The organism is Acinetobacter bohemicus ANC 3994, from assembly GCF_000367925.1.
Taxonomy (GTDB): domain Bacteria; phylum Pseudomonadota; class Gammaproteobacteria; order Pseudomonadales; family Moraxellaceae; genus Acinetobacter; species Acinetobacter bohemicus.
Map to the genome: position 1 here is coordinate 476,918 of NZ_KB849164.1, position 23,970 is coordinate 500,887.

Consider the following 23,970-nt stretch of genomic DNA (forward strand, 5'->3'; position numbering starts at 1 on the left):
TAAATAGGGTGAAAACGGTATTCATTTAATAAATGTGGTTATCATGCAATATATGCTAGGTAAATACACCAAATGAGTTGTGTTTAAGTCATAATATACAGAAGATTGGCGACAGAATTGATTAAAGGAGCGTTGAATGCCACGTAAAAAAGAGGTCGTTAGCGGAACTTTCGTTAAATACGATGCGGTAGTTCTCGGTTCAGGCCCTGCTGGTGAAGGCGCGGCAATGAAACTTGCTAAATCAGGCAAGCGTGTTGCAATTATTGATATGCGTGAGCAGTTAGGTGGTAACTGTACGCACGTGGGTACCATTCCAAGTAAAGCATTGCGTCAAACAGTATCAAGCATTATCCGTTACCAACGTGATCCGATGTTCCAAAAAGTGGGCGACTGGAAACAGTTCACCATGAAGCAAGTATTACGTAATGCACATAAAGTGATTCAACAACAGGTTGATACACACTCACGTTTTTATGACCGAAATAAAATTAATATTTATCATGGCCGTGCATACATCCAAGATAAAAATACCGTACTGATTTTTAGTGATGATGGGATTAAAGAAACCATTATTTTTAAACAGTTGGTGATTGCGACGGGTTCACGCCCATATCGTCCTTCTGTACTTGATTTTAATCATCCACGTGTATTTGATTCGGACAAAATTTTGGACTTGGATTTTCCAATTCAAAAAATCATCATTTATGGTGCAGGTGTTATTGGTTGTGAATATGCATCAATCTTTATTGGACTCGACCATAAAGTCGATTTAATCAATACTCAGCCTAAGCTGTTAAGTTATCTTGATGATGAAATTTCAGATGCCTTGTCTTACCGTTTACGTGAACAAGGGGTGTTGATTCGTCACAATGAACAAATTGATCACCTTGAAACATTTGATGATCACGTGGTCATGCATTTACAAAGTGGTAAAAAAATTAAAGCCGATGCCATTTTATGGTGTAACGGCCGTTCGGGTAATACCGATGGTTTGGGGCTGGAAAATGTTGGCATTACGCCAAACAGCCGTGGTCAAATCATGGTGAATGATCAGTACCAAACGGAAGTGGAAAATATTTACGCTGCGGGTGACGTGATTGGTTGGCCATCCCTTGCTTCTGCTGCATATGACCAAGGTCGTTGCGCAGGTGCAAATATGAGTGGTGAAGAAGGGGTTAAACCTGTAACGGATATTCCGACGGGTATTTATACCATTCCAGAAATTTCTTCTATTGGTAAAACTGAACAGCAATTGACTGAAGAAAAGATTCCTTATGAAGTCGGTCAAGCATCTTTCCGTCATTTGGCACGTGCACAAATTACCGGTGATACTGTCGGTGAATTGAAAATTTTATTCCACCGTGACACTTTAGAAATTTTAGGTGTGCATTGTTTTGGGAATAATGCTTCAGAGATTATTCACATTGGTCAGGCGGTGATGAATAGTGGTAACAACACGATTAAGTATTTTGTTGAAACCACGTTCAACTATCCAACCATGGCGGAAGCGTACCGTGTTGCAACTTTAAATGGTATGAACCGTTTGTTCTAAGTCTGATTTAGGTCTTAAATTGAAACCCGTAAGTGAATGCTTGCGGGTTTTTTAGTGTCAGCTTGTATAAAAGATCAAGTTTGACATAGCCATTCAATAAACATCACTGCTTCGTCAGACAAATTCTTTCTAGGATCGATAATTGCATAATATTGAAAATGGGGTTTGGCGGTAATGTCAAACAGTTGAACCAGCGTCCCTTGATTAATTTGCTTTTTTACCAAAGATTCTCTTGCTAATGCGACACCCCAGCTGTTTTGAGCGGCATGGTAGAGTAGTGATAAATCTTCAAAACGATGGCCTTGAGTTGGCTCTTTCCAGTCCAGATGGGCTTGAGTAAACCAAGATGACCAAGGTTCCAAATAACTCCTCAGAAAATCACAGTTTTCCAAATCTCGAGGCTGGCGAATATTTTTGCTTTTGACATAGTAGGGCGAAGCCACTGGAAAGATGGTATCCCTGCTAATCTGGCGGCTTTGCATGCCCAGATATACACCGCTGCCATATCGAATATCGAAATCAACCTTGCTGATTTCATAGTCGAGCTGTGATTTTGCAATTTCAATCGCAATCTCAATATCCGGATGTTGATCCAGAAAATCTTTTAATCGTGGCAGCAAATAGATGTTTGCAAAGGTGGGTGGTGAAGAAATAGTAATGGTTTTTTTGTATCGATTATGAGAATTAATTTTGTTCAGATTGTCTAAAGAAAGCAGGGCTTCTTTAACTGCCAAATAATAGGAAGCACCTGTAGCACTTAAATTCAGCTTGCGTGTGGTACGTTCAAATAAAATGGTATTGAGGAGTTTTTCTAGCGTTTGAATTCTGTGCGAAATGGTGCTTCTGGTGACATTGAGTTCATCGGCAGCTTTGGAAAAAGAGGAATGCCTGACTACAGCTTCAAAAGCATAAATAAGATGCAGAGGAGGTATTCTTGCAGACATAGATTGTCCAATCTGATTCAACAATGTGTGTAGTAAATATCACAGATTGTCAAAAATAAAAAGACTATGATGAAAATCAATCAGGCATTTGATGTTTGATCACGCCAGCGAAAGGCATGGAATTTATGTCAAACAGTCAGCATTCAGAAAGGAAGCACACAATGACGAATCTATTTCATATTCTTCAATTACATCCCAATGATAATATTGCAATTGCAAAAATCCATTTAGCCCCACAGTCTATCGTTTCCGAACAGACGGTCACATTGGAAGAAATTCCGGCCGCGCATAAAGTTGCCTTAGAAAATATTTTTCAGGGCGATGCCATTTTGCGTTATGGCCAAATAATTGGCTTTGCGACTCAAGACATTAGAGCGGGAGAGCATGTGCATGTACATAATCTGGCGATGGCCGATTTTGACCGTGATTATGCTTTTGGCGAAAATGTAATTCCAGTGATCGCAGCATCTCAGTCGCGTACTTTTTTAGGCATAAAACGTGCAGATGGCCGTGTGGCGACACGAAATTATGTCGGCGTCATCAGTACGGTGAACTGTTCAGCCACGGTGGTTAAAAAAGTTGCTCAATATTTTGACCGTCCTGAAATGATGGAAAAATATCCAAATGTAGATGGGGTCGTAGCACTTTCTCATAGCTTTGGCTGCTGTATTGACCATCATGGCGAAGGGCTTAAGCAGTTACGTCGCACCATTGCAGGCTACATGGAGCATCCTAATTTTGCTGCAGTTATTATTGTCGGGTTAGGGTGTGAAGCCAACCAATTGAAACCATTGCTACAATCTAAAAATGCTGAATATGCCAGCAAGATTCAATCACTGGTGATGCAGGAAGAAGGCGGTACGCAAAAAACAATTGATAAAGCCATTGCACTGGTAGAAGAAATTTTGCCTGAGGCAAACCAGATTGCTCGTGAGCCACTGCCGTTGTCGCATTTGTGTGTAGCTTTACAGTGTGGCGGTTCTGATGGTTATTCAGGTATCACTGCCAACCCTGCGTTGGGTGTGGCAGTAGATCATTTGGTCGCTCATGGGGGAACTGCAATTTTGTCTGAAACACCCGAGATTTACGGAGCGGAACATTTGCTGACCCGTCGGGCAGTCAATACTGAGGTTGGACATAAACTGGTCGATTTGATTCATTCTTGGGAAGCCTATGCCGACCGTGAAAAAGGCAGTATCGATAACAACCCTACACCGGGTAATAAGGCAGGTGGATTAACCACGATTTTGGAAAAATCTTTGGGTGCGGTAGCCAAAAGTGGTTCAACGCCATTAAAAGGCGTATACCGTTATGCCGAAACAATTGATACCCACGGTCTAGTGTTTATGGATGCACCGGGTTATGACCCGATGGGTGCGACGGGTCAAATTGCAGGGGGAGCAAATCTGGTGGCTTTTACCACAGGGCGTGGTTCATGTTTTGGGGCTAAACCATCACCTTCGATCAAGATTGCGACCAATACGGCCATGTATGACCGCATGCTAGATGATATGGATATTAATTGTGGAAATATCATGGAAGGCACGTCCAGCGTAGCGGAAAAAGGGCAGGAAATATTTGAAATGTTTATCCGCGTTGCATCGGGTGAGCAAAGTAAGAGTGAAGCACTGGGGATTGGCGGTGAAGAATTTGTACCATGGATGATTGGTGCGCAGATGTAAAACTAGAAATGATCAATAAGAATTATGGTTTTGATCTGCACGACAGTCATATTGATCGATCTGCTGAAAAGCAAATAGAGATAGATCAGATTGTTTGAAATATATTCGGATCATTATTTCTAGATGAAAGCCATAACTCTTCAGAATGGAAATTTGAGGGAGTTTTAAGCAATGGAAATAAAAAAATTTATAGATAAAGTTCCGGGTGGAATGATGTTGATCCCACTTTTATTAGGCGCAACAATTCATACCTTTGCTCCAGATACCGCAGAGTATTTCGGCTCATTCACTAAAGGGATTATTACCGGAGCAGTACCCATTTTAGGTGTTTGGACGTTTTGTTTAGGCGCTTCTATCAATGTCCGTGCAACGGGTACTGTAGTCAGAAAAGCAGGTGCAGTGATTGGTGCAAAATTACTGGTCGCATGGATGTTGGCACTGATATTGGGTTCCTTAATGCAACCCAATCAAATGTTGAGTATGCCTCTGTTTGCGGGCTTTTCAATTCTTGCCATTGTTGTTGCATTTGATATGACCAATGCTGGTCTTTATTCTTCACTGACTTCTCAGTATGGAACAAAAGAAGAAGCGGCTGCGGGTGCACTAATCGGAATTGAATCTGGGCCTTTGTTTACCATGCTAATTCTAGGTTCCGCTGGAGTAGCTTCTTTTCATCCTGCTGCACTGGTCGGCGTAGTATTACCATTTCTATTCGGCTTTCTCCTAGGAAATCTGGATGAAAAAATGAGGGATTTCTTTGCTCCAGCCGCGAAAGTCATGATTCCATTTTTTGGTTTTGCCTTAGGGAACAGTATTAATTTCAGTTTAATTTTAGAAACAGGATTACCGGGCATTATTCTTGGCGTGGCTGTAGTACTGGTTTCAGCTCTTTTCCTTATTCCGGCAGATATTTTTCTGGCCAAAGGGAATGGAACTGCGGGAATAGCCGCCTCAAGTACCGCAGGTTCTGCAGCGGCAACCCCGATGTTGATTGCTCAGGTGGCTCCACAATTTGAAGCGGTAGCACCGGCAGCAACGATATTAATTGCCACTTGCGTCGTCATTTCAGCCATTATGGTGCCTATCTTAACGTCCATATGGGCGAAAAAGTTTGCTCATAAAGTTGATCATTTTAGGGCTAAAAAAGTCCTTCAGGTGGACTGCCCTGAAGTTAGCGAAACATAGGTTTCTTATGGATTGATAAGGTGATCTAGAAGATATCTTTGAAGCGTTAATTGCAGTTGATAGCATAGATAAAATTTTATCGAGTTAGGGTATTAAATGCGATGAAGTGTTTGTTATAAGTCTGATTTAAGTCTTAAGTTGAAAACCCGTAAGTGAATGCTTGCGGGTTTTTTTATGATTCTTAGATTGGCTTTGCTTATAATTAGATCAGGGCATCTTGAGGTTAGGTTGTTTTTTCCACGATGCCCATTCTGTAATGAAAAGGCTTAGAAAGGTCGTCCACCAGCCAAACTAATGCGTTTGAGTAACCGACGCTGATCTGATGGGAACGGTTGTCGTGAATGAAGTGTGACTTGGTTATCCCAAAATACGATATCACCTTCCTCCCATTGATGTTCATAACGGAACTCCAGTTTGAGTAAGTGTTCACGTAGTTTTTGAATTAAAGCATTGCCTGCCTGATCTTCATAATTGACTAATTCTACTTCTGAGCGTGTATTGAGCCAAAGTGCTTTACGCCCAGATTCAGGGTGAGTGCGCACTAAGGGATGTGGATAAGCATGTCCAATAATCGGTTGATCTTTAAAACGGTAATATGGTGTGTCGCCATAACCCCCCGTACCTTTATTGTTTTGTGAGCGGGCAAAAGGGTTGTAGGTAATCAGTTGTAATTGATCAATATGTTTTTGAGTGTCCTTGTCTAAAGCGTCATAAGCTTTTCACCTGCTTGAGCTTTACGCGCATCTAAGCCGAAAACTACTGCACCTAATGCTTGATTGTGGAGAGGAATAATGCTGATTTCTTCTGGATTTTGAAGTTGTTCTGCTTGATGCCAGCGAGGAGCATCATGAATGGCTTGTGATAGTTGGGTCAGGCTGGTCATTTTTTTCTCAAGTTATTTTACTGTGAAAAAAATTTAATCAAAAATGACGCAAACATAAAATCAAAAGAATTGCTAAGCTTATGAAATAATAAATAAAATATCTAAATAAATGATTTTAAGACTTTTAGGGCGTGTCCTCATTTGAAGAATGGATGTTAAAGACTTAAAATAATATTCCAAATTAGTTGTATTTCAATATTATTCAATGGCACGTACTCTTTTAACAGATAATATTTGGCAGCAAATCCAAGATACAATGCGATTACACGGTTGCTACTGTTCAAAGAATAGTAGAAATATCATGGAAGCTATCTTATGGAAACTACGTACAGGTGCGACATGGCGTGATATTCCTCAAGAATTTTGTCCTTGGCAAACTGCTTATAATCGTTTTAATCGTTGGGCAAGTAAGGGGTTGTGGAATAAATTTTTTTTAGATTACGTGGCGTCTTGGATCAAGAATGGGTATTCATTGACGGAAGCTACATACGCGTGCATCAGCATGCAAGTGGAGCTCGGAATGGTTTCGAAAGAGCAATTGGACAATCACGTGGTGGGCGAACAACAAAAATACATCTTGCAACCGACGCGAATGGATTACCGATTGATTTTAAAATCACTGGGGGTCAAGTCCACGATAGCCAAGTTGCAGAGCAATTGATAGAGACTGTAGAAAAAGCAGATTATTTAATTGCAGATAAGGGATATGATGCTGAGACCATCAGAATATTGATTAAAAATAAAAATATGATTCCAATTATTCCAATGAGATCAAATAGTAAAAGATTAAATAAAGAATTTGATAAATATCTATATCGATTAAGGCATTTAGTTGAGAATGCGTTTGCGAGGTTAAAACATTTTCGAGCGATTGCAACCCGATTTGATAAGCTTGCACGAAATTATCAGTCTATGATTTACATTGCTTGCATGTTTATTTGGTGTAAAGCCAAATGAGGACACGCCCTAATATAAATAGCAAAATAAAGTCATTTTTTTGCTGTTTTAGCTGCTGATTTTGACGCATTAATGTGGGCAAAAAGCTTGATTGAAATAGACAAAGAGTTGCGGCGTTTTGAACCACAACAGAATGGCAAGGCTAAGTAATCCAATAATTGCTAGCGCAATGATGCTTTTTAAACCAAATAGAGAATCAGTCATGAATCACGGCCTCTTCATTAACAAAGAAATGTACCAGTACACCCAGTAAACTCAACGCGATTGAAAACATCCAAATAGCATTATAGTTGCCAGTCATATCGTGATTGACACCACCTAGCCAGCCACCAAAAAATGAACCGATTTGATGAGTGAAAAAGACCAGACCACTGAGCATAGAGAGGTATTTCACGCCAAACATATTGGCAACAATGCCATTGGTCAGCGGTACGGTAGACAACCACAATAAACCCATGATGACACCAAAAGCGTAAACTGTCCAAGCGCTCAAAGGCAACAGTAGAAAAGCAATAATGGCAATGCCACGTAGACCATATAACCACATGAGTAGATGTGGCTTGGAATATTTTCCACCGAGCCAACCCGCACTATATGTCCCGACAATATTAAACAAACCGACCAAGGCCAGAAAAATAGTACCTGTAGTTGCATTAAAACCATGATCGATCAAATAACCGGGTAAATGTATGCCAATGAAGACCACTTGGAAACCACAAACAAAAAAGCCCAAGGCTAAGAACCAAAACGGCTGATGATTTTTGACAATAACCAAGATCTGTTTAAAGCTTAAACTGGCTTTATTGATTTGAGCCGAGCTATGCGGAGCGACATACATCGGTGCTTTTAACATCCATGCCAATGGGATAATTAAAGCAATTAAAATTGAACTGACCACTAATGCTGCTGACCAACCAATGTTTTGTAAGAGCAGTAAGGTAGACGGCAACATAATAAATTGCCCAAAAGAGCCTGCTGCACTGGCAATCCCCATGGCAAGGCTACGTTTATCAGGGTGGGCTGCACGTCCAACGGCTGAGAGTAAAACAGGAAATGAGGTTGCCGATAGTGCTAACCCTAGAATTAAACCGACACTTAGATTTAACATTAAGCCTGTTGAGCTGAAAGCCATCAGCAATAAGCCTAAACTATATAGAGCACCGCCCACAGCAACGACAATTTTACTGCCATATTTGTCAGCAAATGCCCCAGTGATGGGTTGCACAGCACCCCAAACCAAGTTCTGCATGGCAATCGCTAGACTGAAGACATTATGCCCCCAACCAAATTCATGACTCATTGGTACTAGATATAAACCAAAGGCATGACGTACACCCAGTGATAACGCCAGAATGAGCGCGCTTCCAATTAACATGTAAATGAGAGGTTTGGAAAAACGGGTATCTGACATAACTCATCCATGATGCAAATCTAATGTCGCTATGTTATTAGATTATGAATAGGGAAGCGATTAAATAAAATTTAAACAAACGATAAAATTAAGTTATAGAAAATTTGAGTCAGATAAAAAGCGCATAATTGCTGAAAAATATGAATATAGTTGTGTTTATATAAGAAAATAGATTATTTGTTTCAATGCTATAGAGAATAATAATATATGTGATGGGGTGTTTATTTTGAGTCAGATTATGCTTGAGCTTCAAGAAGTAATGCATTTTTTAATAGCTATTTAACGTATTACAAGGACTGATATCGTGGCGTGATCGCAAGGGCAGCAGATCAGCTTAAACCCAGCGTCCAGCAAGGTTGTATTTGAGAGTATGGCTAGGTTTAACAATTTGATAATCCGATCTCGCACTTGAAGGCATTTTTCCGTACAATATGGCTCATAAATTATTGAGTGAATCACATGAGCACCCAAAATACTCCCAAGAAAAAACCATTGGTCAATTTGCCTTTTCCTATTAAACAAGAAAATGAGCAAAATCTTGATGGCGTGTTAGATGAAGTGCGTCCACGTCCGAAACGTTATGCTGATCGTACATGGATGCCACCTCGCGGTACACGTCGTTCGATGGGAAAGCGTTAAGCTTTCAAAGAAAAAGCCATGGTGTGACCATGGCTTTTTCTTTGAGTGTTTCTTGCGTTTAAAAAGTTTATGGCGTGTTTGTTCTGCGGTTGTTATTAAGATAATAATCTCTTTTTTCTTGATACATGATCATGTCAGCACGTTTGAGCATGTCTTCCATGCGTTCCCCATCTTTGTTGGTCGCATAGCCCGTGGATAGGCTAAGCGGTTGATGGGAATAAAATTGATTATCGACAAATAACAGTTCTTGCAAACTTTGCAAACAATTTTGTAGCGCAGCTTCATCGGCACCGGGTAACAGAACCACAAACTCATCTCCACCAATACGACATGCAGAGTAAAGTGTTTGCTGAACCAATTGGTTTAAGATATTGCCCATACGTTGTAATAAATTATCACCCACATCATGTCCTAAAGTGTCATTGAGTTCCTTCAGTCCATTCATATCCATAAAAATGCAGGACACAGGGCGTAGCATATTGCGTTCTAAACGATTTATTTCCGTGGTATAAAAAGCACGGTTATAGAGTTTGGTCAGCACATCATGCTTACCTAAATATTCAAGATAGTTTTCAGCCTTTTTCCGAGCGGTAATATCAGTGAGTGCAACCTGAACCATTCCCCAGTCGTCTTGATAATCTGGAAATACGGAAAATTGCAGCAACACATGACGGATACTGCCATCGAGTGCGTAATTGATGGCTTCACGATGATGATGAATATTGCCATTCCAAAGTTCAATCAATTGTTCTCGAAAGGTTTTAACCATTTCTTGAGCAAAAACTTTGTGCATATTTTTATATAAAGTATCTTTATTCGGAGCGCCAAATAGATCGAGTGTTGCCTGATTGACATCAATCACTACAATATCTTTAATACACTCATTGATAAAATCACTATGCACATCCAAAAAGGTTTTAAAGTCTTCAATCCCTAAAGCACGGACGTTATCTAATTTTGTTTTGATGCGACTAAAATCTTCTACCCAGAGTGAAGTCGGTGAATACATAAAGCGTGCTTCTGCCAGATGGCGGCTTTTTTCTTCAAGACGGCAGGCTTCAGTGTAAGGCGTGATGTCTTCGGTGGTAATCAATAATAGCGATAAATCATGTTCATGCTGTGGCAGCACGATTCCTTTGAGCTGAATATCAAGACGGTCGCCGGTTAGGGTGTAGTTCACCGCAGAATTGGAAAAATGCGTTTCACCATTCCACAAAGCCACCAGTTCTTTGATATGGCTTTTGGTCATGTCGCCTTTAAACACCAAATGAAGATTTTGGCATAAATGTTCAAAGTCTTTGGCTTGATAGAGTTCGAGTGTTTTGGAATTTACTTTTAATAATTTAATTTTTCTTGCACAGTCAAGAATACGAGATTCATCTTCTTGTAAAAAACTGAAAAGATCTTGGACACCCTGTTCACGCCAAATATCAAATTGTTTTTTTATGTCGCTATAGTCTTCAAGCCACATTGCAATTGGCGATAGTTCAAAAAAAGGCGAATCCAATATTTCCATTTAAGGAGCTCATCATTTTTATGTGAATTTAGGCGTTGAGTATAAAACGAAAAAAATATTTTTTTAAAAGAATGTGATAATTAAAATGTAATTTTGACCCATGAGATGTTTATCATTGAATCTTAAATATCAATAAAAAAAGCCAATGTATTATACATTGGCTCATATCGCTTGATGTGATGCAGCGGCTATTTAGCGACTTTGCTTTCGCGCTTTATTTTCAGCTTTGGGTGCAGGGATTTCTCGTTCACCTTGCCAAACATCAATAAAATCTTTTTCGTTGATATTGTAAAGTTCCAATAACGCTAAAATGACCCCACCAAACAGCATTGCACCTTCAGATTTATTTTGCCACTCGAAAATTTGACCATTTAAGGTGTGCAAAATATCTGAAATTTCAAAATTGCGATCACGTCCATTACTGTCGGTTGGGTACATTTGCGTATGTAAAATAATTCTTGCCGCACTTTTTTCGCTTTCTGATAAATCCAGTTGATTGATGATGTCTTCATCAGCCGTTGAAAAAATCACAGCATCTGTAAATACCGTTCTTAAAAAATGGCGTGTTAGTTTTGGTAGGGCTCTTTCTACAAACGGACGGAAGGAGCTTGGGAAAATAACATTATGTGAAATGCCTTTAAACATTGGCGCAATTTCTTCAGTTTTATAACCCGCAATGCCACAACCAATTGAGGTAATGAAATAGGTCATTTTAGGGTGGTTTTTGGTGTAAATCTTAAAGTCATCAACATAGTGCTGAATTTGTGACAGTGGCATTTGTTGTAAATGTTCATTCATGGTCGGAATAGCATAGCTTTGACCTGACCAACCTCGACCCACACCGTGCATTGCACCAAAATGCGCTAGAGCCGTATGTGCTGCGCCGTCTGCATGGTTTCCTGCCATGTTGCTGCCAAACACAAATACAGTGTCTTCAGGTAAGCTTTTTATAATATTTTCATCGTGATAGAGATATGACATAGGCGAGTGCAATCGTGATGGTCTTTCTTCATGTTGCAATTGAAATGACCGATGGTCAAGTGAAAGATCAGCATTTTTAAAATTAGCATCAAAGATAGCGTATTTAGGACTATACAGGTCTGATTTTGTAATAAAAGTAGAGTTAATATTTCAATTGGGTTCATGCCTGATTGCATGCAAATGGTTAACTGCAATATCAATTTGAATCCACTCTCATGGCTTGGTTGAATGGGCGAAGTCGAGAAATATAAGGCGACTGATGTTGCATGTAGATTTTTAGCCCTCATACTATGAAGGTTATGTCGTTGAAGATGGATACTATGCAGGATAGTCAGCAACCTTTTGAATTAGTGACCAGCTATCAACCCGCTGGGGATCAGCCACAAGCTATTGAAAAATTAGTCAGTGGGATTGAAAAAGGCTATCACGATCAGTTGTTATTAGGGGTCACGGGGTCGGGGAAGACCTATACCATGGCCAATGTGATTTCCCAATTACAACGTCCAACGATTGTGATGGCGCATAATAAAACCTTGGCTGCACAGCTGTATGGCGAATTTAAGTCCTTTTTTCCCAATAATGCGGTTGAATATTTCGTCAGTTACTATGACTACTATCAACCTGAAGCTTATGTTCCATCGTCCGATACGTTTATCGAAAAAGATTCTGCCATTAATGATCACATCGATCAAATGCGTCTTTCAGCAACGCGTACTTTATTAGAACGTCGTGATGCCATTATTGTGGCATCCGTTTCTGCTATTTATGGTTTGGGTGATCCCAATGCCTATATGAGCATGCTGTTGCATATTGTACAGGGCGATCGTATTAGCCGTGACGACATTATTCGTCGTTTAGTCGAGATGCAATATACCCGCAATGAACTGGAATTCTTACGCGGTACGTATCGTATTCGTGGCGAAATTATTGACATTTTTCCTGCGGAATCGGATCAAAATGCCATTCGTATTGAACTGTTTGATGACGAAGTGGAGTCTATTCGTTGGTTTGATCCGTTGACTGGCAAACTGGTGCGTAAAGCACCACGGGTGACAATTTATCCAAAAAGTCACTATGTCACACCAAAAGATAATTTACAGCGTGCGATTGGAACTATTCGTGAAGAGCTGAAAGAGCGATTGGCATTCTTTAAACAACACGACAAATTGCTTGAAGCACAGCGTATCGAACAACGTACTCGTTACGATTTAGAAATGATGCAGCAGTTGGGATATACCAATGGTATTGAAAACTACTCCCGTCATTTATCGGGTCGTCCATCGGGTGAAGCACCACCGACCTTATTTGATTATCTTCCTGACGATGCTTTACTGATTATTGATGAATCGCATGTGACTGTTCCGCAAATTGGTGCCATGTATAAAGGTGACCGTTCGCGTAAAGAAAATTTGGTCAATTATGGTTTCCGTTTGCCCAGTGCTTTGGATAACCGTCCAATGCAATTTGAAGAATGGGAGCGAATTATTCCAACGACTATTTATGTTAGTGCAACGCCTGCAAAATATGAGCTGGAAAAATCAGAGCAAATTGCAGAGCAGGTGGTTCGTCCTACAGGTTTGATTGATCCTGAAATTGAAGTTCGTCCAGTACTGACACAAGTCGATGATGTGCTTTCAGAAATCAATCTGCGTAAAGATTTAGATGAACGTGTTTTAGTCACGACTTTAACCAAACGTATGGCAGAAGATTTAACCTCTTATTTAAAAGAATATGGGGTGAAAGTCGCTTATTTGCACTCAGATATTGATACGGTTGAGCGTGTGAAAATTATTCATGAATTACGCTCTGGTGTGCATGATGTTTTGGTGGGGATTAACCTGCTGCGAGAAGGTCTAGATATGCCAGAAGTATCGTTAGTGGCAATTCTAGATGCAGATAAAGAGGGCTTTCTACGTTCAGAGCGTTCACTGATTCAAACGATTGGTCGTGCAGCGCGTAATGTGAAAGGGAAGGCGATTCTGTATGCTGATCGAATAACCGATTCTATGCAAAAGGCGATGGATGAAACAGATCGCCGTCGTACCAAACAAATCGAATTTAATCGAATTCATGGTATTACCCCACGCAGTACCAAACGTCAAAATAAAAAAGACATTGATACCGGCGAGGTACTAACAGATGAGCAAATTGATGGCAAAGTTTCTGATCAAACCCGTAGTTTAAGTGCAGATGAGCGTCATATTCTTGCTGATCCTAAGTTGCTTGCAAAACACATGTCTAAACTGGAAAAAGAGATGTTAAAAGCATCGAAAGAATTACAGTTTGAGCAGGCAGCGCGACTGCGTGATGAAATTGTGCGTTTGAAAGCTCAAATGCTGACCTAGATTGATAGTCATGATTTTATCTTCAAAAATCATTACATAACGCTACAGTACGGCTGAAAAATACTCGTTATTTTAATGCATATTCATCATTAAATAATATGATTTTCTTAATCAGGTATTTTTTATGGTTGCTAAGAATCTTCCAAAGGCAGGTTTTACACTTGCCAAAATTGCAGTGGGTGGGGTTGTGTTGATTGGTCTGGGTGCTGCAACACTGGCATATGCACAGACTAAGCCATTGCAGACTGTAGACAAAGTTCAGTTAGATCGATATCTGGGGGTTTGGTATGAAATTGCGCGTAAGCCGATGTACTTTGAAAACAAGTGCAGCCGTGATATTACTGCGACCTATACCTTAAATGAAAATGGTAATGTCAGCGTAACCAACCGTTGTTTTAGTAAAGATGGGCAGTTGCAGCAGTCTATTGGCGAAGCCTTCGTGCAAAATGCACCTTTTAATACCAAGTTAAAAGTTAGCTTTTTACCTGAAGCGATTCGCTGGTTATCTGTAGCGCGCGGTGATTATTGGATTTTGAAAATAGATGATGATTATCAAACGGTACTGGTTGGTGAACCACGGCGTAAATATATGTGGGTATTGTCACGTTCAGCACAGCCAGATCAAGCCGTGGTCAATGAATATCTAGAGTATGCAAAATCAGTTGGCTATAACTTAACGGATCTCATTCATACCAAGCAAACGCACAACAATCTTAAAATATTAAATTAAGAGGCTTTGTTGCATGAATTATTTGTGGGTCAATAAATGTAATTTGTAAAGCCTAAATAAAACCATGCTTATTTCAAAAATAAACGATGTACAGGTTTTTTTGAATGCTACAAGTGACCTGATAAAAAACCATGTTTCGGCATGGTTTTTTATTGAATAGTCAAATTAAAAGGTGAATGATCAAGTTTTATCAGAGTGAAATGTTTATAATACAAATGACATAAATTTAGAGGTGAAAGATGTATAAAGGCGTAGCATTGTCTGTATTGGCATCTATCACTTTTGGTGTTCTGTATTTTTATACCCAGTTTTTAAAACCACTGGATAGTGAACAAACTTTTGCTTGGCGTATGTTAGCAACGCTACCATTCCTGACGTTATTTATGTGGTGGATCGGTGATTTAAAACATATCACCGAAATTTTTAAACGTATTTTTAAGCAACCTGCTTTGTTGATCTGGTTGATCATCAGTTCAGTATTGTGTACCTCGCAGCTTTGGCTGTTTTTGTGGGGACCCATGAATGGGCGTGGTTTAGAAGTCTCATTAGGATACTTTTTATTGCCCTTGGTGATGGTACTGATTGGCTGTGTGATTTACAAAGAAAAATTGTCCAAATGGCAACTTGCCGCAGTCCTATTTGCCTGCATGGGCGTTGGACATGAATTATGGCGTATCGGCAGTATTGCATGGGAAACTGCTTATGTTGCTGTGGCTTATCCTATTTATTTCTTCTTAAGACGCGCTTTTAAAACGGATCATTTGGGTGGTTTCTGGTGGGATTTGTTTTTAATTCTACCTGTTGCGATTTACCTAGCAACGCTTTATAGCGACTCATTTAACCTCATTGCACAGTTTCCATATTTAATTTTGGCGATCTTGGGTTTGGGCTTTTTAAGTGCATTTGGGCTTGGAAGTTACATGCTGGCGAGTCGTTATTTACCTTTTGTCATCTTTGGATTGTTAAGCTATTTAGAACCTATATTACTTGCCTTCGCCTCGATTATTTTGGGTGAAAGAATTGAAGCGGCTGAATGGTTTACTTATATTCCAATCTGGTTTGCGGTGTTACTGCTTATTGTTGAAGGTTCGATTCATCTGGTGAAACAGCAACAAAAGCAAAAAGCCTTGTCGAAAAATCTTGAAAATTACCAAGAACGCTTAAAGTGATGGGTTTTATCTTTTGAGCATTGTTTGATAAAACAACATCTGAGTTTAATTGTCCCTTTTTGTCAGAAATAAATTTTTTTAGTGCTTTTGATATGAAAATCATGAAAATAATTACAACTATTTTTTCAATTTATAATGAATATGTAGGAAAATAGCCAAGTATGGATCAGCTTTTGATTCAAACTTCTCGATAATTCCTTTACAATTGTCGGGTTTTGAAATTTATGCCTAGATATACAATTAATTAGAGGACGTATCTGTGAGCAAAGACACTATCATCGCCCTACATGCAGAGCACCAAGGTCGCTGGAAAAACCGTGAAGAAATCGCGGAACATATGATTGCCTTAATTGGTCAGTTGTATCGTGAAAAAAATATCGTGACTTCTGTATTCGGTCGTTCTTTAGTTAACCGTTCAGTAATTCAAATTTTAAAAGCGCATCGCCGTACACGTGTTATGGACGTTGAGCTTTCAGTTGTTCACACTTTTCCAATCTTAGAAGCATTGGCTAAAGTTGAAAATATCGGTTCTGCTGAAATCGATCTAGGTAAACTAGCGGTTGAATTTAAAGAAAAAGGCGGCGATATCGACGCTTTTGTTGCGCAAGCAGTAGAATCGTTAAAAGGTAATGCTGAAACTGTTGAACCTAAAGATGTTGTTCTTTATGGTTTCGGTCGTATCGGTCGTATCCTTGCACGTTTAATCATTGGTCAATCAGGTCTTGGCCGTGGTTTAAACCTTAAAGCCATTGTGGTTCGTAAATCATCAGATGGTGATTTAGAAAAACGTGCGTCTTTACTTCGTCGTGACTCAATTCATGGTCCATTTTCAGGAACGATTTCTGTAGATGAAGAAAATGAAGCGATCATTGCCAATGGTAACTTTATCAAAGTTATTTATGCATCTAGCCCAGCTGAAGTAGATTATACGGCTTATGGTATTAACAATGCGTTAGTCATTGACAATACGGGTAAATGGCGTGATGCGGAAGGTCTTGCTCAACACTTGAAATGCCCAGGCGTTGCTCGTGTAGTATTGACTGCGCCAAGTAAAGGCGAAATGAAAAATGTCGTTTATGGCGTAAACCATACTGACATTTTAGATGAAGACAAAATCATCTCTGCTGCAAGCTGCACTACCAATGCAATTACACCAGTATTAAAAGTGTTAGATGACAAATACAAAGTGATCAATGGTCACGTTGAAACTGTTCACTCTTTCACTAATGACCAGAACTTAATCGACAACTACCATAGTGCAGATCGCCGTGGTCGTGCTGCGACTTTGAACATGGTGATTACTGAAACTGGTGCTGCTAAAGCGGTTGCAAAAGCACTTCCTGCACTTAAAGGTAAGTTAACAGGTAACTCTGTACGTGTTCCTACACCAAACGTATCATTGGCTATTCTTAACTTAACACTTGAGAAAGAAGTTGATCGTGAAGAAGTGAATGAATACATTCGTCAAATTTCAATCAATTCAAGCCTTCAAGGTCAAATTGGTTATACAAATTCGACTGAAGTGGTATCTTCTGACTTTATCGGTTCACGTACTGCGGGTGTATTTGATGCGCAAGCAACAATCACTTCAGGTACACGCTTAACGGCTTACGTTTGGTATGACAACGAAGTGGGTTATAGCTGCCAAGTATTACGTATTGCTGAACAAATGTGTGGCGTAAGCTACCGCAAAATTCCTGCTGAAAAAAATGCATAATTTGTAAAGCAGTAAAAAAGAGCCTCATATGAGGCTCTTTTTTATGTCTAATGTTTAAGGAGGGCTTTCTCTTTTTTGTAGCAAGTCAGCTTTCAAAAAGTTTCTCTCTTGAAAAAGAAGAGGGGAATTATGAATGGAATAGTTACTACGCTTTTAAAATTGCGGCAACTTGTTCTTTAATTGCTGTGGTTGGATGTCCAATTAGTTGTTCTAAGTCTTTACTGTCACTAAACATGGCACCTTTTTCAGTCTGTATATCTGCATCGACAATGATATCGACTAAACCAGCAGGTAAGCCAGCCTGTGTTAAAGCTTGAGTATAATCTTCAGCACTGAGGTTTTGATAGGTGATTTCTTTTCCTGAAACATCGGCAATATCAGCTGCTAAATCTGCCAACGTGAAGCTGGTTGAGCCTGCAAGTTCATAGATTTTATTTTCATGTCCAGATGTGGTGAGCACTTTTGCTGCGGCTTCGGCATAGTCGGCACGTGCCGCGGAACTAATTTTTCCTTCGCCTGCTGCGCCATACAGCGTACCGATTTCAACGGTGTGAGTGATACCGGCTAAATAGTTTTCACTATACCAATTGTTACGTAAGAACGTGTACTGTAAGCCGCTGGCTTTAATGAGGCTTTCGGTTTCACGGTGTTCTTGTGCTAAACCGAGCGGAGAATGATCTGCATTCAGCAAACTGGTATAGGCAATATAGGGAACACCTGCCTGTTGAGCAGCAGCAATGACTGCTTTATGCTGCGGTGTACGACGACCCACTTCATTGGCTGAAATAAGCAACAGTTTATCAATTCCAGATAATGCAGAAGCTAAAGTTGCAGGTGTGTCATAATCAAAGAGACGCAGTTCAATCCCTTTTGCTTTTAAATCGGCAGCCTTGGATTCATTTCGAACCAATGCCACAATATTGGTAGCAGCGGTATTTTTTAACAATGATTGAATAACCCATTGACCGAGCTGACCGGTTGCACCTGTGATTGCAATTTTCATTTGACTCACCTTTGATTTGTTTGTTTTGTATACTTGATGTTTTTATCTTAGTATACTAACTTACCTAATGTAAGTACGTACCTAAAAGTAAGTTTATTTCGATTTGGAGAGAAATGATGAGTAACTATGCAACCAGTAATTTACTTGGACAAGTTTTATCCAATGAGTGTCCTTCACGTGAAATATTGGAACATCTAACCACCAAATGGTCGGTATTGGTTTTGCGCTGTTTAAGCGATGGCATTCATCGTTTTAGTGAGTTAAGACAGCGCATAGACGGGGTGAGTGAAAAAATGTTGGCTCAAACTTTGAAGGTGTTAGAGAAAGATGGCTTTCTCATTCGTACGGTTTATCCCGTTGTCCCTCCAAAAGTGGAATATCAATTGACTATTTTAGGCTCGCAAGCCGCAGAGAAATTGAATCATTTGATTGGCTGGATTGAACGCAATTTGCCTGAAATTATGGAAAATAAACAGCGTGCTGCGCCATTATTGTAAATATTGTTTTGAAACGATCATGCCTGAGTTGAGCTCAGATTTTTGAGCGCCAAAGATCTTTCTGAATCCGATAAAAGTTAAAATATTCATAACAAAAAAAGAATAAAACAATGAGTTTATTTTTACGAACGGATTTGGAAAAGGCCAAGCAAGATTCATTATATCGCTAAAATCTACCGCTATAGTTTAGCTGCTACAGCATAAAGATGGCCGTACTTATTGTTTATCCAAACAGTTTATCTTTAACCTGATTTTTAATTTTTACCACGTATGAAAGTGATGGTGCAATTAAAGTGCAGCTCAATAGAAAAACCAAATCCATGAGATTGATTTTCGGTAACCATGTACAGAAATAAGCAGGCGATTTACTTTAAATTGGTCGTGATTTATTGGAGTGAAGTCCGAAATATGGGCCAAGCCGTAGGGGGATGGTCTGGCGATGACTAAAAATCATGTAATGCTGAATAATACTATTCGAGAAATTCTTTAAAATATGGCAGAATATGCGGTTTTAAAGTATTTAGAGGATTGGCAGTATGCGCTTTGTTGATGAAGCAGTCATTACCGTAGAGGCTGGCGACGGTGGCAATGGCGTAGCCAGTTTTCGCCGTGAAAAATTCGTACCATTTGGTGGTCCAGATGGTGGTGATGGTGGACGTGGTGGCTGCATTTATGTTGAAGCAGACAACGACACCAGTACACTCGTAGATTATCGTTATACACGTAGATTCCGTGCGGAACGTGCTAAAAATGGTCGTGGTGCGAACTGCGCAGGCCGTGGCGGTGAAGACACCGTATTAAAAGTTCCAGTAGGAACAACAATTGTCGATGTAGAATCTGGCGATATCATTGGCGATTTAGTCGCTGATGGTCAACGCGTTATGGTTGCTGCGGGTGGTCAAGGTGGTTTGGGGAATACTCACTTTAAATCATCGACCAACCGTTCACCGCGTAAATGTACCCATGGTATTAAAGGTGAGTTCCGTGAAATTCGTTTAGAGCTTAAAGTTCTTGCGGATGTTGGCTTACTGGGTATGCCAAATGCCGGTAAATCGACCTTTATTCGTGCTGTATCGGCTGCGAAACCAAAAGTTGCAGATTATCCGTTTACCACAATGGTGCCAAACTTAGGTGTGGTGGATGCCGATAGTCACCGTTCATTCGTAATGGCCGATATTCCAGGTCTGATTGAAGGTGCTTCTGAAGGTGCGGGTCTTGGTATTCGCTTCCTTAAACATTTGGCACGTACGCGTATCTTGTTGCACATTATTGATGTTCAACCAATTGATGGTTCAGACCCAGCATATAACGCCAAAGTCATTGTGGAAGAATTGAAAAAATTCTCTCCAACTTTGGCGAAATTGCCAGTGGTCTTGGTGTTGAATAAAGTCGATCAACTTGATGAAGCAACCCGTGAAGAATGGTGTCAGCATATTCTTGATGAAATTCAGTGGGAAGGTCCAGTATTCCAAACTTCTGGCTTGATGTCGGAAGGCACCAAAGATGTTGTGTATTACCTAATGGATGAAATTGAGCAACAACGCGAACGCGAAGTTGAAGATCCTGAATACGCTGCAGAAATGAAAGCATTCCGTGATCAGCTTGAAGCTGAAACACGTGAACAAACCATTGCAGCGAAAGAAGCTTATCGTGAAATGCGTCGTCAACAACGTCTTGAAGGTCTCTTGGGAGAAGACGACGAAGATGATGAAGATGGCGATGATGGCGATATGGAAGTGTTTTACGTACGTTAAGCTCTGAAATATGAGTAACTGAGGACAAGATGATAGAAGTGGTGGATGGGCAACGTCAGCTCAAGGATTGCAAACGAATCGTTGTTAAAATCGGATCATCTTTACTCACAGCAAATGGGCAAGGTTTAGATATTGCAGCAATTTCGCATTGGGCGAAACAAATTGCAGATCTACACAATGCAGGACATGAGATTATTCTGGTGTCTTCAGGTGCTGTGGCTGAAGGTATGGTTCGAATGAAATTGACCCACCGACCCACTGATTTACCGAGTCTTCAGGCATGTGCTGCTATTGGTCAAATGGGCTTAATTCAAACGTGGTCGAGCGTATTAGAAAACCATGCTATTCAAACGGCACAAGTTTTGTTGACTCATGATGACTTGGCAGACCGTCGTCGTTATTTAAATTCTTGCGATGCTTTACAGAACTTAATTGACTGGAAAGTTGTGCCTGTCATTAATGAAAATGATACGGTGTCGACTGACGAAATTCGCTTTGGTGATAACGATACTTTGGCTGCCATGGTTGCAGGTCAAGTCCATGCCGATTTGCTGATTATCTTAACCGATCAGCAAGGCATGTTTGACTCCGACCCGCGTTCTAATCCGAATGCGAAACTGTTCCATACGGTTCGCGCATTGGATGAAAGCCTATTTGATATGGCTGGCGGTGGTGGTAAATTTGGTCGTGGTGGTATGTTGACCAAAGTCCGCGCTGCACGTTTAGCCGCTAAATCAGGTTGTCCAACGCTGATTGCCAGTGGTGAAAGTGCTCAAGTGCTTGCTCGCTTAATGTCTGGTGAGTTACTCGGAACATTGTTTATTACAGATAATGATCGTATGACTGCACATCAACAGTGGTTGGCAGCGCATTTACAAACAGCGGGTCGTTTGGTTTTAGATGATGGTGCCGTAAAAGCGATTAAAGACAATCATCGTAGTTTGCTGCCAGTTGGGGTAAAAGCGGTGGAAGGACATTTTGATCGCGGTGATGTGGTCGAGTGCGTTGATAGTCAAGGTGGCCGCGTCGCAGTGGGTCGTGTCAACTTTAGTTCACGTTCAGCTGAAATTGTGAAGGGTTTATCTTCAGATAAGGTTTATCAAGTTTTAGGTGAAGCACGTTCTTTAGAAATGATTCATCGTAATCACATGGCCATTTACTAAAAATTTCGCCATAAAAAATCCCGCTTTAGAGCGGGATTTTTTGTTTTAAAGCGAGGGTTATTTAATATAGCCCTTTTGAATCAGTGGCTTAAATAAGTAAAAGTGAATGGTGAGCACCCATTGCATCATTTTCTCTTTATAGTGATTCCAAACACTCAAACCAAAGAAGTTTAAGGCAAAAGCCAATAGAAAAGCGCCCAGCATATCTAAAGGGAAATGCACACCAAGATAGACCCGTGACCATGCAACCAGCCAAGCCATGATTAGTAGAAAAATTCCCAGCTTACGCTGTGCAGAGAACAGATAAGAAAAGGCGATACTGCTAAAAATCAGCATATGGTCACTCGGAAAAGAGCCATTTGGTGCATGATAAATAAGAGTGCGCCCGACATCCATAACGAAAGGCCGTGGGTGATAATACACATGAGAAATACATTGGCTGATTAAAATCGCAATACTGGTAAAGATAAACGCCTTCAAGATTTGCTTTTTAACGTCATAGTTGCCACGTAGCCAAAACCAAGCAAACAGTAAAATCATGCAATAGAGCAGGTCATTGGCGATGAAAATGGCAAAATGAATCATCCAATCGCTAGCATGACTTGATGCATTAATCCATTCAAAAAGGCTAAGATTTAATTCGGTGAGAGACATAATCAAAACTGATGCAAAGATAAAAAATAACGGGTTAATCTAGCAGAAGCATTGAATTAGGACATAAAAAAAGACCACAGATTTGTAGTCTTTTTGGGAGGAGTTGTCTAAATGCTTATTTAAACTGAATTGTACCGTTTGCATTCACGGTTATTTTAGATTCGCCCGCAGCAACATCTTGTGCATCTGCTGCTTCAGCGCCCGAAAATTTTGCCATACTTGCACGCATCATAATGGGTTGTGGGTAAGAATTATTGGTATTTAAATTTAGATTAACGAGGTTATATCCTGATTTATTCCACGCTTGACTTAAGGTTAGGGCACGTTGCTGGAAGTTTTTAGAAGCCTCTACCATTAACTCATTTTCAACTTTTTTGCGTTGGGCATCAGAAACACTGAAATTAATGGATTGTGTTTGAAAATTTTGTTGCAGTTCGCTGACCAATTGGCTTGCCGCTTTAAAGTCGGTACTTTCAATTTGAATTTCGGCACGACCACGCCATTCTTTGAGTTTACGGCTATCGTTGTCATAAATTGGATAGGTGGTTTGAGAACCAGTTTCAACCTTCACTTGCGGGTATTTCTTGGCTGAAGCCATGGCTTGATTCATTAATTGTGTAATTTGCACAGCAAGTTCAGCGGGCTGTTTATTGCTTTTTTCAATGTATAAAACAGCGTGCATTTCATCATTCGAAACTTTGCGTGCGGCTTCTGCTTGTATATTGACTAGATTATAATTGAGTTGCTCGTTTTGTTGAGCAAAAGCAGGTGTCGTTAAAGTAGATGCTAAAATTAAAGATGAGAGAGTTAAGTAACGCATTTTTTGACCTATTTTTTGTAAGTAGAATTGGAATCTAGATTGATGATCTTAAAGTGTGTTTATGTTGGATTTGAGCAGATTTTGTGGTGGCTTTGTAAAAACAGATAAAATTAACTAAATCGTATTGCTCAATATAACTAAAACAAAATTATATACTTACGAGTTAATTTACATGAAATTTCACTGCATTATAATTTTTTTTCAATAAAAGCATAAAAAAATGAGGTTTTCTTTCTCCTGTCACAATGTAAGATGAGAATTCAACTTATAGATTAGCTTGATTTTTTTTAATGAAATAGGACGGATAAAGTGCCGAAAGTTGTTTATTTTTCAGAAAAATTCGGTATCATCCGCCCTCTAGTTATGAC

At 39.9% G+C, this 23,970-nt stretch carries 20 protein-coding genes and 1 pseudogene; 12 read left to right on the top strand and 9 right to left on the bottom strand.

Features of this window, described 5'->3' with window-relative positions; genetic code table 11:
• Positions 1-136 precede the first annotated feature (136 nt).
• Complete coding sequence (sthA, locus tag F994_RS02190; RefSeq protein ID WP_004648396.1) at positions 137-1,552, top strand: Si-specific NAD(P)(+) transhydrogenase; 1,416 nt, start codon at positions 137-139, stop codon at positions 1,550-1,552.
• A 74-nt stretch (positions 1,553-1,626) separates the two neighbouring features.
• Here the strand turns inward: sthA and F994_RS02195 are convergent, their stop codons facing one another.
• Positions 1,627-2,496 (bottom strand): LysR substrate-binding domain-containing protein, encoded by an 870-nt coding sequence (locus F994_RS02195; protein WP_004648397.1) that lies wholly within the window; start codon positions 2,494-2,496, stop codon positions 1,627-1,629.
• Between the two features lie 161 nt (positions 2,497-2,657).
• On the opposite strand from F994_RS02195, the gene F994_RS02200 reads away from it, so the two are divergent.
• Positions 2,658-4,178: a UxaA family hydrolase gene (locus F994_RS02200; protein ID WP_004648398.1), complete on the top strand. Its 1,521-nt coding sequence runs from the start codon at positions 2,658-2,660 to the stop codon at positions 4,176-4,178.
• A 171-nt stretch (positions 4,179-4,349) separates the two neighbouring features.
• The gene (locus F994_RS02205; RefSeq protein ID WP_004648400.1) at positions 4,350-5,363 is read left to right on the top strand and encodes a 2-keto-3-deoxygluconate permease; all 1,014 of its coding nucleotides are present in this window, start codon (positions 4,350-4,352) and stop codon (positions 5,361-5,363) included.
• Positions 5,364-5,629: 266 nt separating this feature from the next.
• Here F994_RS02205 and F994_RS02210 read toward each other — a convergent pair.
• Positions 5,630-6,246, bottom strand: a pseudogene (locus tag F994_RS02210) (TauD/TfdA dioxygenase family protein).
• 205 nt (positions 6,247-6,451) lie between these two features.
• On the opposite strand from F994_RS02210, the gene F994_RS17060 reads away from it, so the two are divergent.
• A protein-coding gene (locus F994_RS17060) for an IS5 family transposase (RefSeq protein WP_407636529.1) occupies positions 6,452-7,203 on the top strand; the annotation gives its coding sequence in 2 pieces (ribosomal slippage) (positions 6,452-6,686 and positions 6,686-7,203; 753 coding nt in all).
• A 69-nt stretch (positions 7,204-7,272) separates the two neighbouring features.
• Here the strand turns inward: F994_RS17060 and F994_RS17930 are convergent.
• Positions 7,273-7,407, bottom strand: a complete 135-nt coding sequence (locus tag F994_RS17930) for a hypothetical protein (protein ID WP_004648404.1) — start codon at positions 7,405-7,407, stop codon at positions 7,273-7,275.
• Positions 7,400-8,614 carry an MFS transporter gene (locus F994_RS02225; protein ID WP_004648405.1) on the bottom strand — a complete coding sequence of 405 codons (1,215 nt, stop codon included), beginning with the start codon at positions 8,612-8,614 and terminating at the stop codon, positions 7,400-7,402. Before F994_RS02225 ends, F994_RS17930 begins: the two co-directional genes overlap by 8 nt.
• Positions 8,615-9,073: 459 nt before the next feature.
• Between F994_RS02225 and F994_RS02230 the strand changes: the two genes are divergently transcribed.
• Positions 9,074-9,253 carry a hypothetical protein gene (locus F994_RS02230; protein WP_004648407.1) on the top strand — a complete coding sequence of 60 codons (180 nt, stop codon included), beginning with the start codon at positions 9,074-9,076 and terminating at the stop codon, positions 9,251-9,253.
• A 67-nt stretch (positions 9,254-9,320) separates the two neighbouring features.
• On the opposite strand, the gene F994_RS02235 is transcribed toward F994_RS02230, so the two are convergent.
• Positions 9,321-10,769, bottom strand: coding sequence for a sensor domain-containing diguanylate cyclase (locus F994_RS02235; RefSeq protein ID WP_004648408.1), 1,449 nt, complete (start codon positions 10,767-10,769; stop codon positions 9,321-9,323).
• Positions 10,770-10,961: 192 nt separating this feature from the next.
• Complete coding sequence (locus tag F994_RS02240; RefSeq protein ID WP_004648409.1) at positions 10,962-11,750, bottom strand: A1S_2505 family phage non-structural protein; 789 nt, start codon at positions 11,748-11,750, stop codon at positions 10,962-10,964.
• A gap of 320 nt (positions 11,751-12,070) precedes the next feature.
• On the opposite strand from F994_RS02240, the gene uvrB reads away from it, so the two are divergent.
• The 4 genes from uvrB to F994_RS02260 all read left to right on the top strand — a co-directional run bounded on the left by uvrB (position 12,071) and on the right by F994_RS02260 (position 17,711).
• Positions 12,071-14,095 (top strand): excinuclease ABC subunit UvrB, encoded by a 2,025-nt coding sequence (gene uvrB, locus F994_RS02245; RefSeq protein ID WP_034696474.1) that lies wholly within the window; start codon positions 12,071-12,073, stop codon positions 14,093-14,095.
• A 124-nt stretch (positions 14,096-14,219) separates the two neighbouring features.
• A complete protein-coding gene (locus F994_RS02250) occupies positions 14,220-14,825 on the top strand; it encodes a lipocalin family protein (RefSeq protein WP_004648411.1) in 606 nt (201 codons plus the stop codon).
• A gap of 239 nt (positions 14,826-15,064) precedes the next feature.
• Positions 15,065-15,994 carry an EamA family transporter RarD gene (rarD, locus tag F994_RS02255; protein ID WP_004648412.1) on the top strand — a complete coding sequence of 310 codons (930 nt, stop codon included), beginning with the start codon at positions 15,065-15,067 and terminating at the stop codon, positions 15,992-15,994.
• A gap of 259 nt (positions 15,995-16,253) precedes the next feature.
• Positions 16,254-17,711 carry a glyceraldehyde-3-phosphate dehydrogenase gene (locus F994_RS02260; RefSeq protein ID WP_004648413.1) on the top strand — a complete coding sequence of 486 codons (1,458 nt, stop codon included), beginning with the start codon at positions 16,254-16,256 and terminating at the stop codon, positions 17,709-17,711.
• Positions 17,712-17,856: 145 nt separating this feature from the next.
• Here F994_RS02260 and F994_RS02265 read toward each other — a convergent pair whose 3' ends face one another.
• Entirely contained in the window at positions 17,857-18,714 is an 858-nt protein-coding gene (locus tag F994_RS02265) for an SDR family oxidoreductase (protein ID WP_004648414.1), read from the bottom strand.
• Positions 18,715-18,830: 116 nt separating this feature from the next.
• On the opposite strand from F994_RS02265, the gene F994_RS02270 reads away from it, so the two are divergent.
• The 3 genes from F994_RS02270 (at position 18,831) to proB (ending at position 22,128) form a co-directional block, all read left to right on the top strand.
• Positions 18,831-19,211, top strand: a complete 381-nt coding sequence (locus tag F994_RS02270) for a winged helix-turn-helix transcriptional regulator (RefSeq protein WP_004648415.1) — start codon at positions 18,831-18,833, stop codon at positions 19,209-19,211.
• 536 nt (positions 19,212-19,747) lie between these two features.
• Complete coding sequence (gene cgtA / locus F994_RS02275; protein ID WP_004648416.1) at positions 19,748-20,965, top strand: Obg family GTPase CgtA; 1,218 nt, start codon at positions 19,748-19,750, stop codon at positions 20,963-20,965.
• Between the two features lie 29 nt (positions 20,966-20,994).
• The gene (gene proB, locus F994_RS02280; RefSeq protein WP_004648417.1) at positions 20,995-22,128 is read left to right on the top strand and encodes a glutamate 5-kinase; all 1,134 of its coding nucleotides are present in this window, start codon (positions 20,995-20,997) and stop codon (positions 22,126-22,128) included.
• A gap of 57 nt (positions 22,129-22,185) precedes the next feature.
• On the opposite strand, the gene F994_RS02285 is transcribed toward proB, so the two are convergent.
• Positions 22,186-22,782: a phosphatase PAP2 family protein gene (locus F994_RS02285; RefSeq protein WP_004648418.1), complete on the bottom strand. Its 597-nt coding sequence runs from the start codon at positions 22,780-22,782 to the stop codon at positions 22,186-22,188.
• A gap of 115 nt (positions 22,783-22,897) precedes the next feature.
• Positions 22,898-23,602 carry an SIMPL domain-containing protein gene (locus F994_RS02290; RefSeq protein ID WP_004648419.1) on the bottom strand — a complete coding sequence of 235 codons (705 nt, stop codon included), beginning with the start codon at positions 23,600-23,602 and terminating at the stop codon, positions 22,898-22,900.
• Positions 23,603-23,970 lie beyond the last annotated feature (368 nt).

Coding starts and splice junctions, on each gene's coding strand:
- sthA (WP_004648396.1), top strand. CDS start 137: ATGCCACGTAAAAAAGAGGTCGTTAGCGGAACTTTCGTTAAATACGAT.
- F994_RS02195 (WP_004648397.1), bottom strand. CDS start 2,496: ATGTCTGCAAGAATACCTCCTCTGCATCTTATTTATGCTTTTGAAGCT.
- F994_RS02200 (WP_004648398.1), top strand. CDS start 2,658: ATGACGAATCTATTTCATATTCTTCAATTACATCCCAATGATAATATT.
- F994_RS02205 (WP_004648400.1), top strand. CDS start 4,350: ATGGAAATAAAAAAATTTATAGATAAAGTTCCGGGTGGAATGATGTTG.
- F994_RS17930 (WP_004648404.1), bottom strand. CDS start 7,407: ATGACTGATTCTCTATTTGGTTTAAAAAGCATCATTGCGCTAGCAATT.
- F994_RS02225 (WP_004648405.1), bottom strand. CDS start 8,614: ATGTCAGATACCCGTTTTTCCAAACCTCTCATTTACATGTTAATTGGA.
- F994_RS02230 (WP_004648407.1), top strand. CDS start 9,074: ATGAGCACCCAAAATACTCCCAAGAAAAAACCATTGGTCAATTTGCCT.
- F994_RS02235 (WP_004648408.1), bottom strand. CDS start 10,769: ATGGAAATATTGGATTCGCCTTTTTTTGAACTATCGCCAATTGCAATG.
- F994_RS02240 (WP_004648409.1), bottom strand. CDS start 11,750: ATGTCATATCTCTATCACGATGAAAATATTATAAAAAGCTTACCTGAA.
- uvrB (WP_034696474.1), top strand. CDS start 12,071: ATGCAGGATAGTCAGCAACCTTTTGAATTAGTGACCAGCTATCAACCC.
- F994_RS02250 (WP_004648411.1), top strand. CDS start 14,220: ATGGTTGCTAAGAATCTTCCAAAGGCAGGTTTTACACTTGCCAAAATT.
- rarD (WP_004648412.1), top strand. CDS start 15,065: ATGTATAAAGGCGTAGCATTGTCTGTATTGGCATCTATCACTTTTGGT.
- F994_RS02265 (WP_004648414.1), bottom strand. CDS start 18,714: ATGAAAATTGCAATCACAGGTGCAACCGGTCAGCTCGGTCAATGGGTT.
- F994_RS02270 (WP_004648415.1), top strand. CDS start 18,831: ATGAGTAACTATGCAACCAGTAATTTACTTGGACAAGTTTTATCCAAT.
- cgtA (WP_004648416.1), top strand. CDS start 19,748: ATGCGCTTTGTTGATGAAGCAGTCATTACCGTAGAGGCTGGCGACGGT.
- proB (WP_004648417.1), top strand. CDS start 20,995: ATGATAGAAGTGGTGGATGGGCAACGTCAGCTCAAGGATTGCAAACGA.
- F994_RS02285 (WP_004648418.1), bottom strand. CDS start 22,782: ATGTCTCTCACCGAATTAAATCTTAGCCTTTTTGAATGGATTAATGCA.
- F994_RS02290 (WP_004648419.1), bottom strand. CDS start 23,602: ATGCGTTACTTAACTCTCTCATCTTTAATTTTAGCATCTACTTTAACG.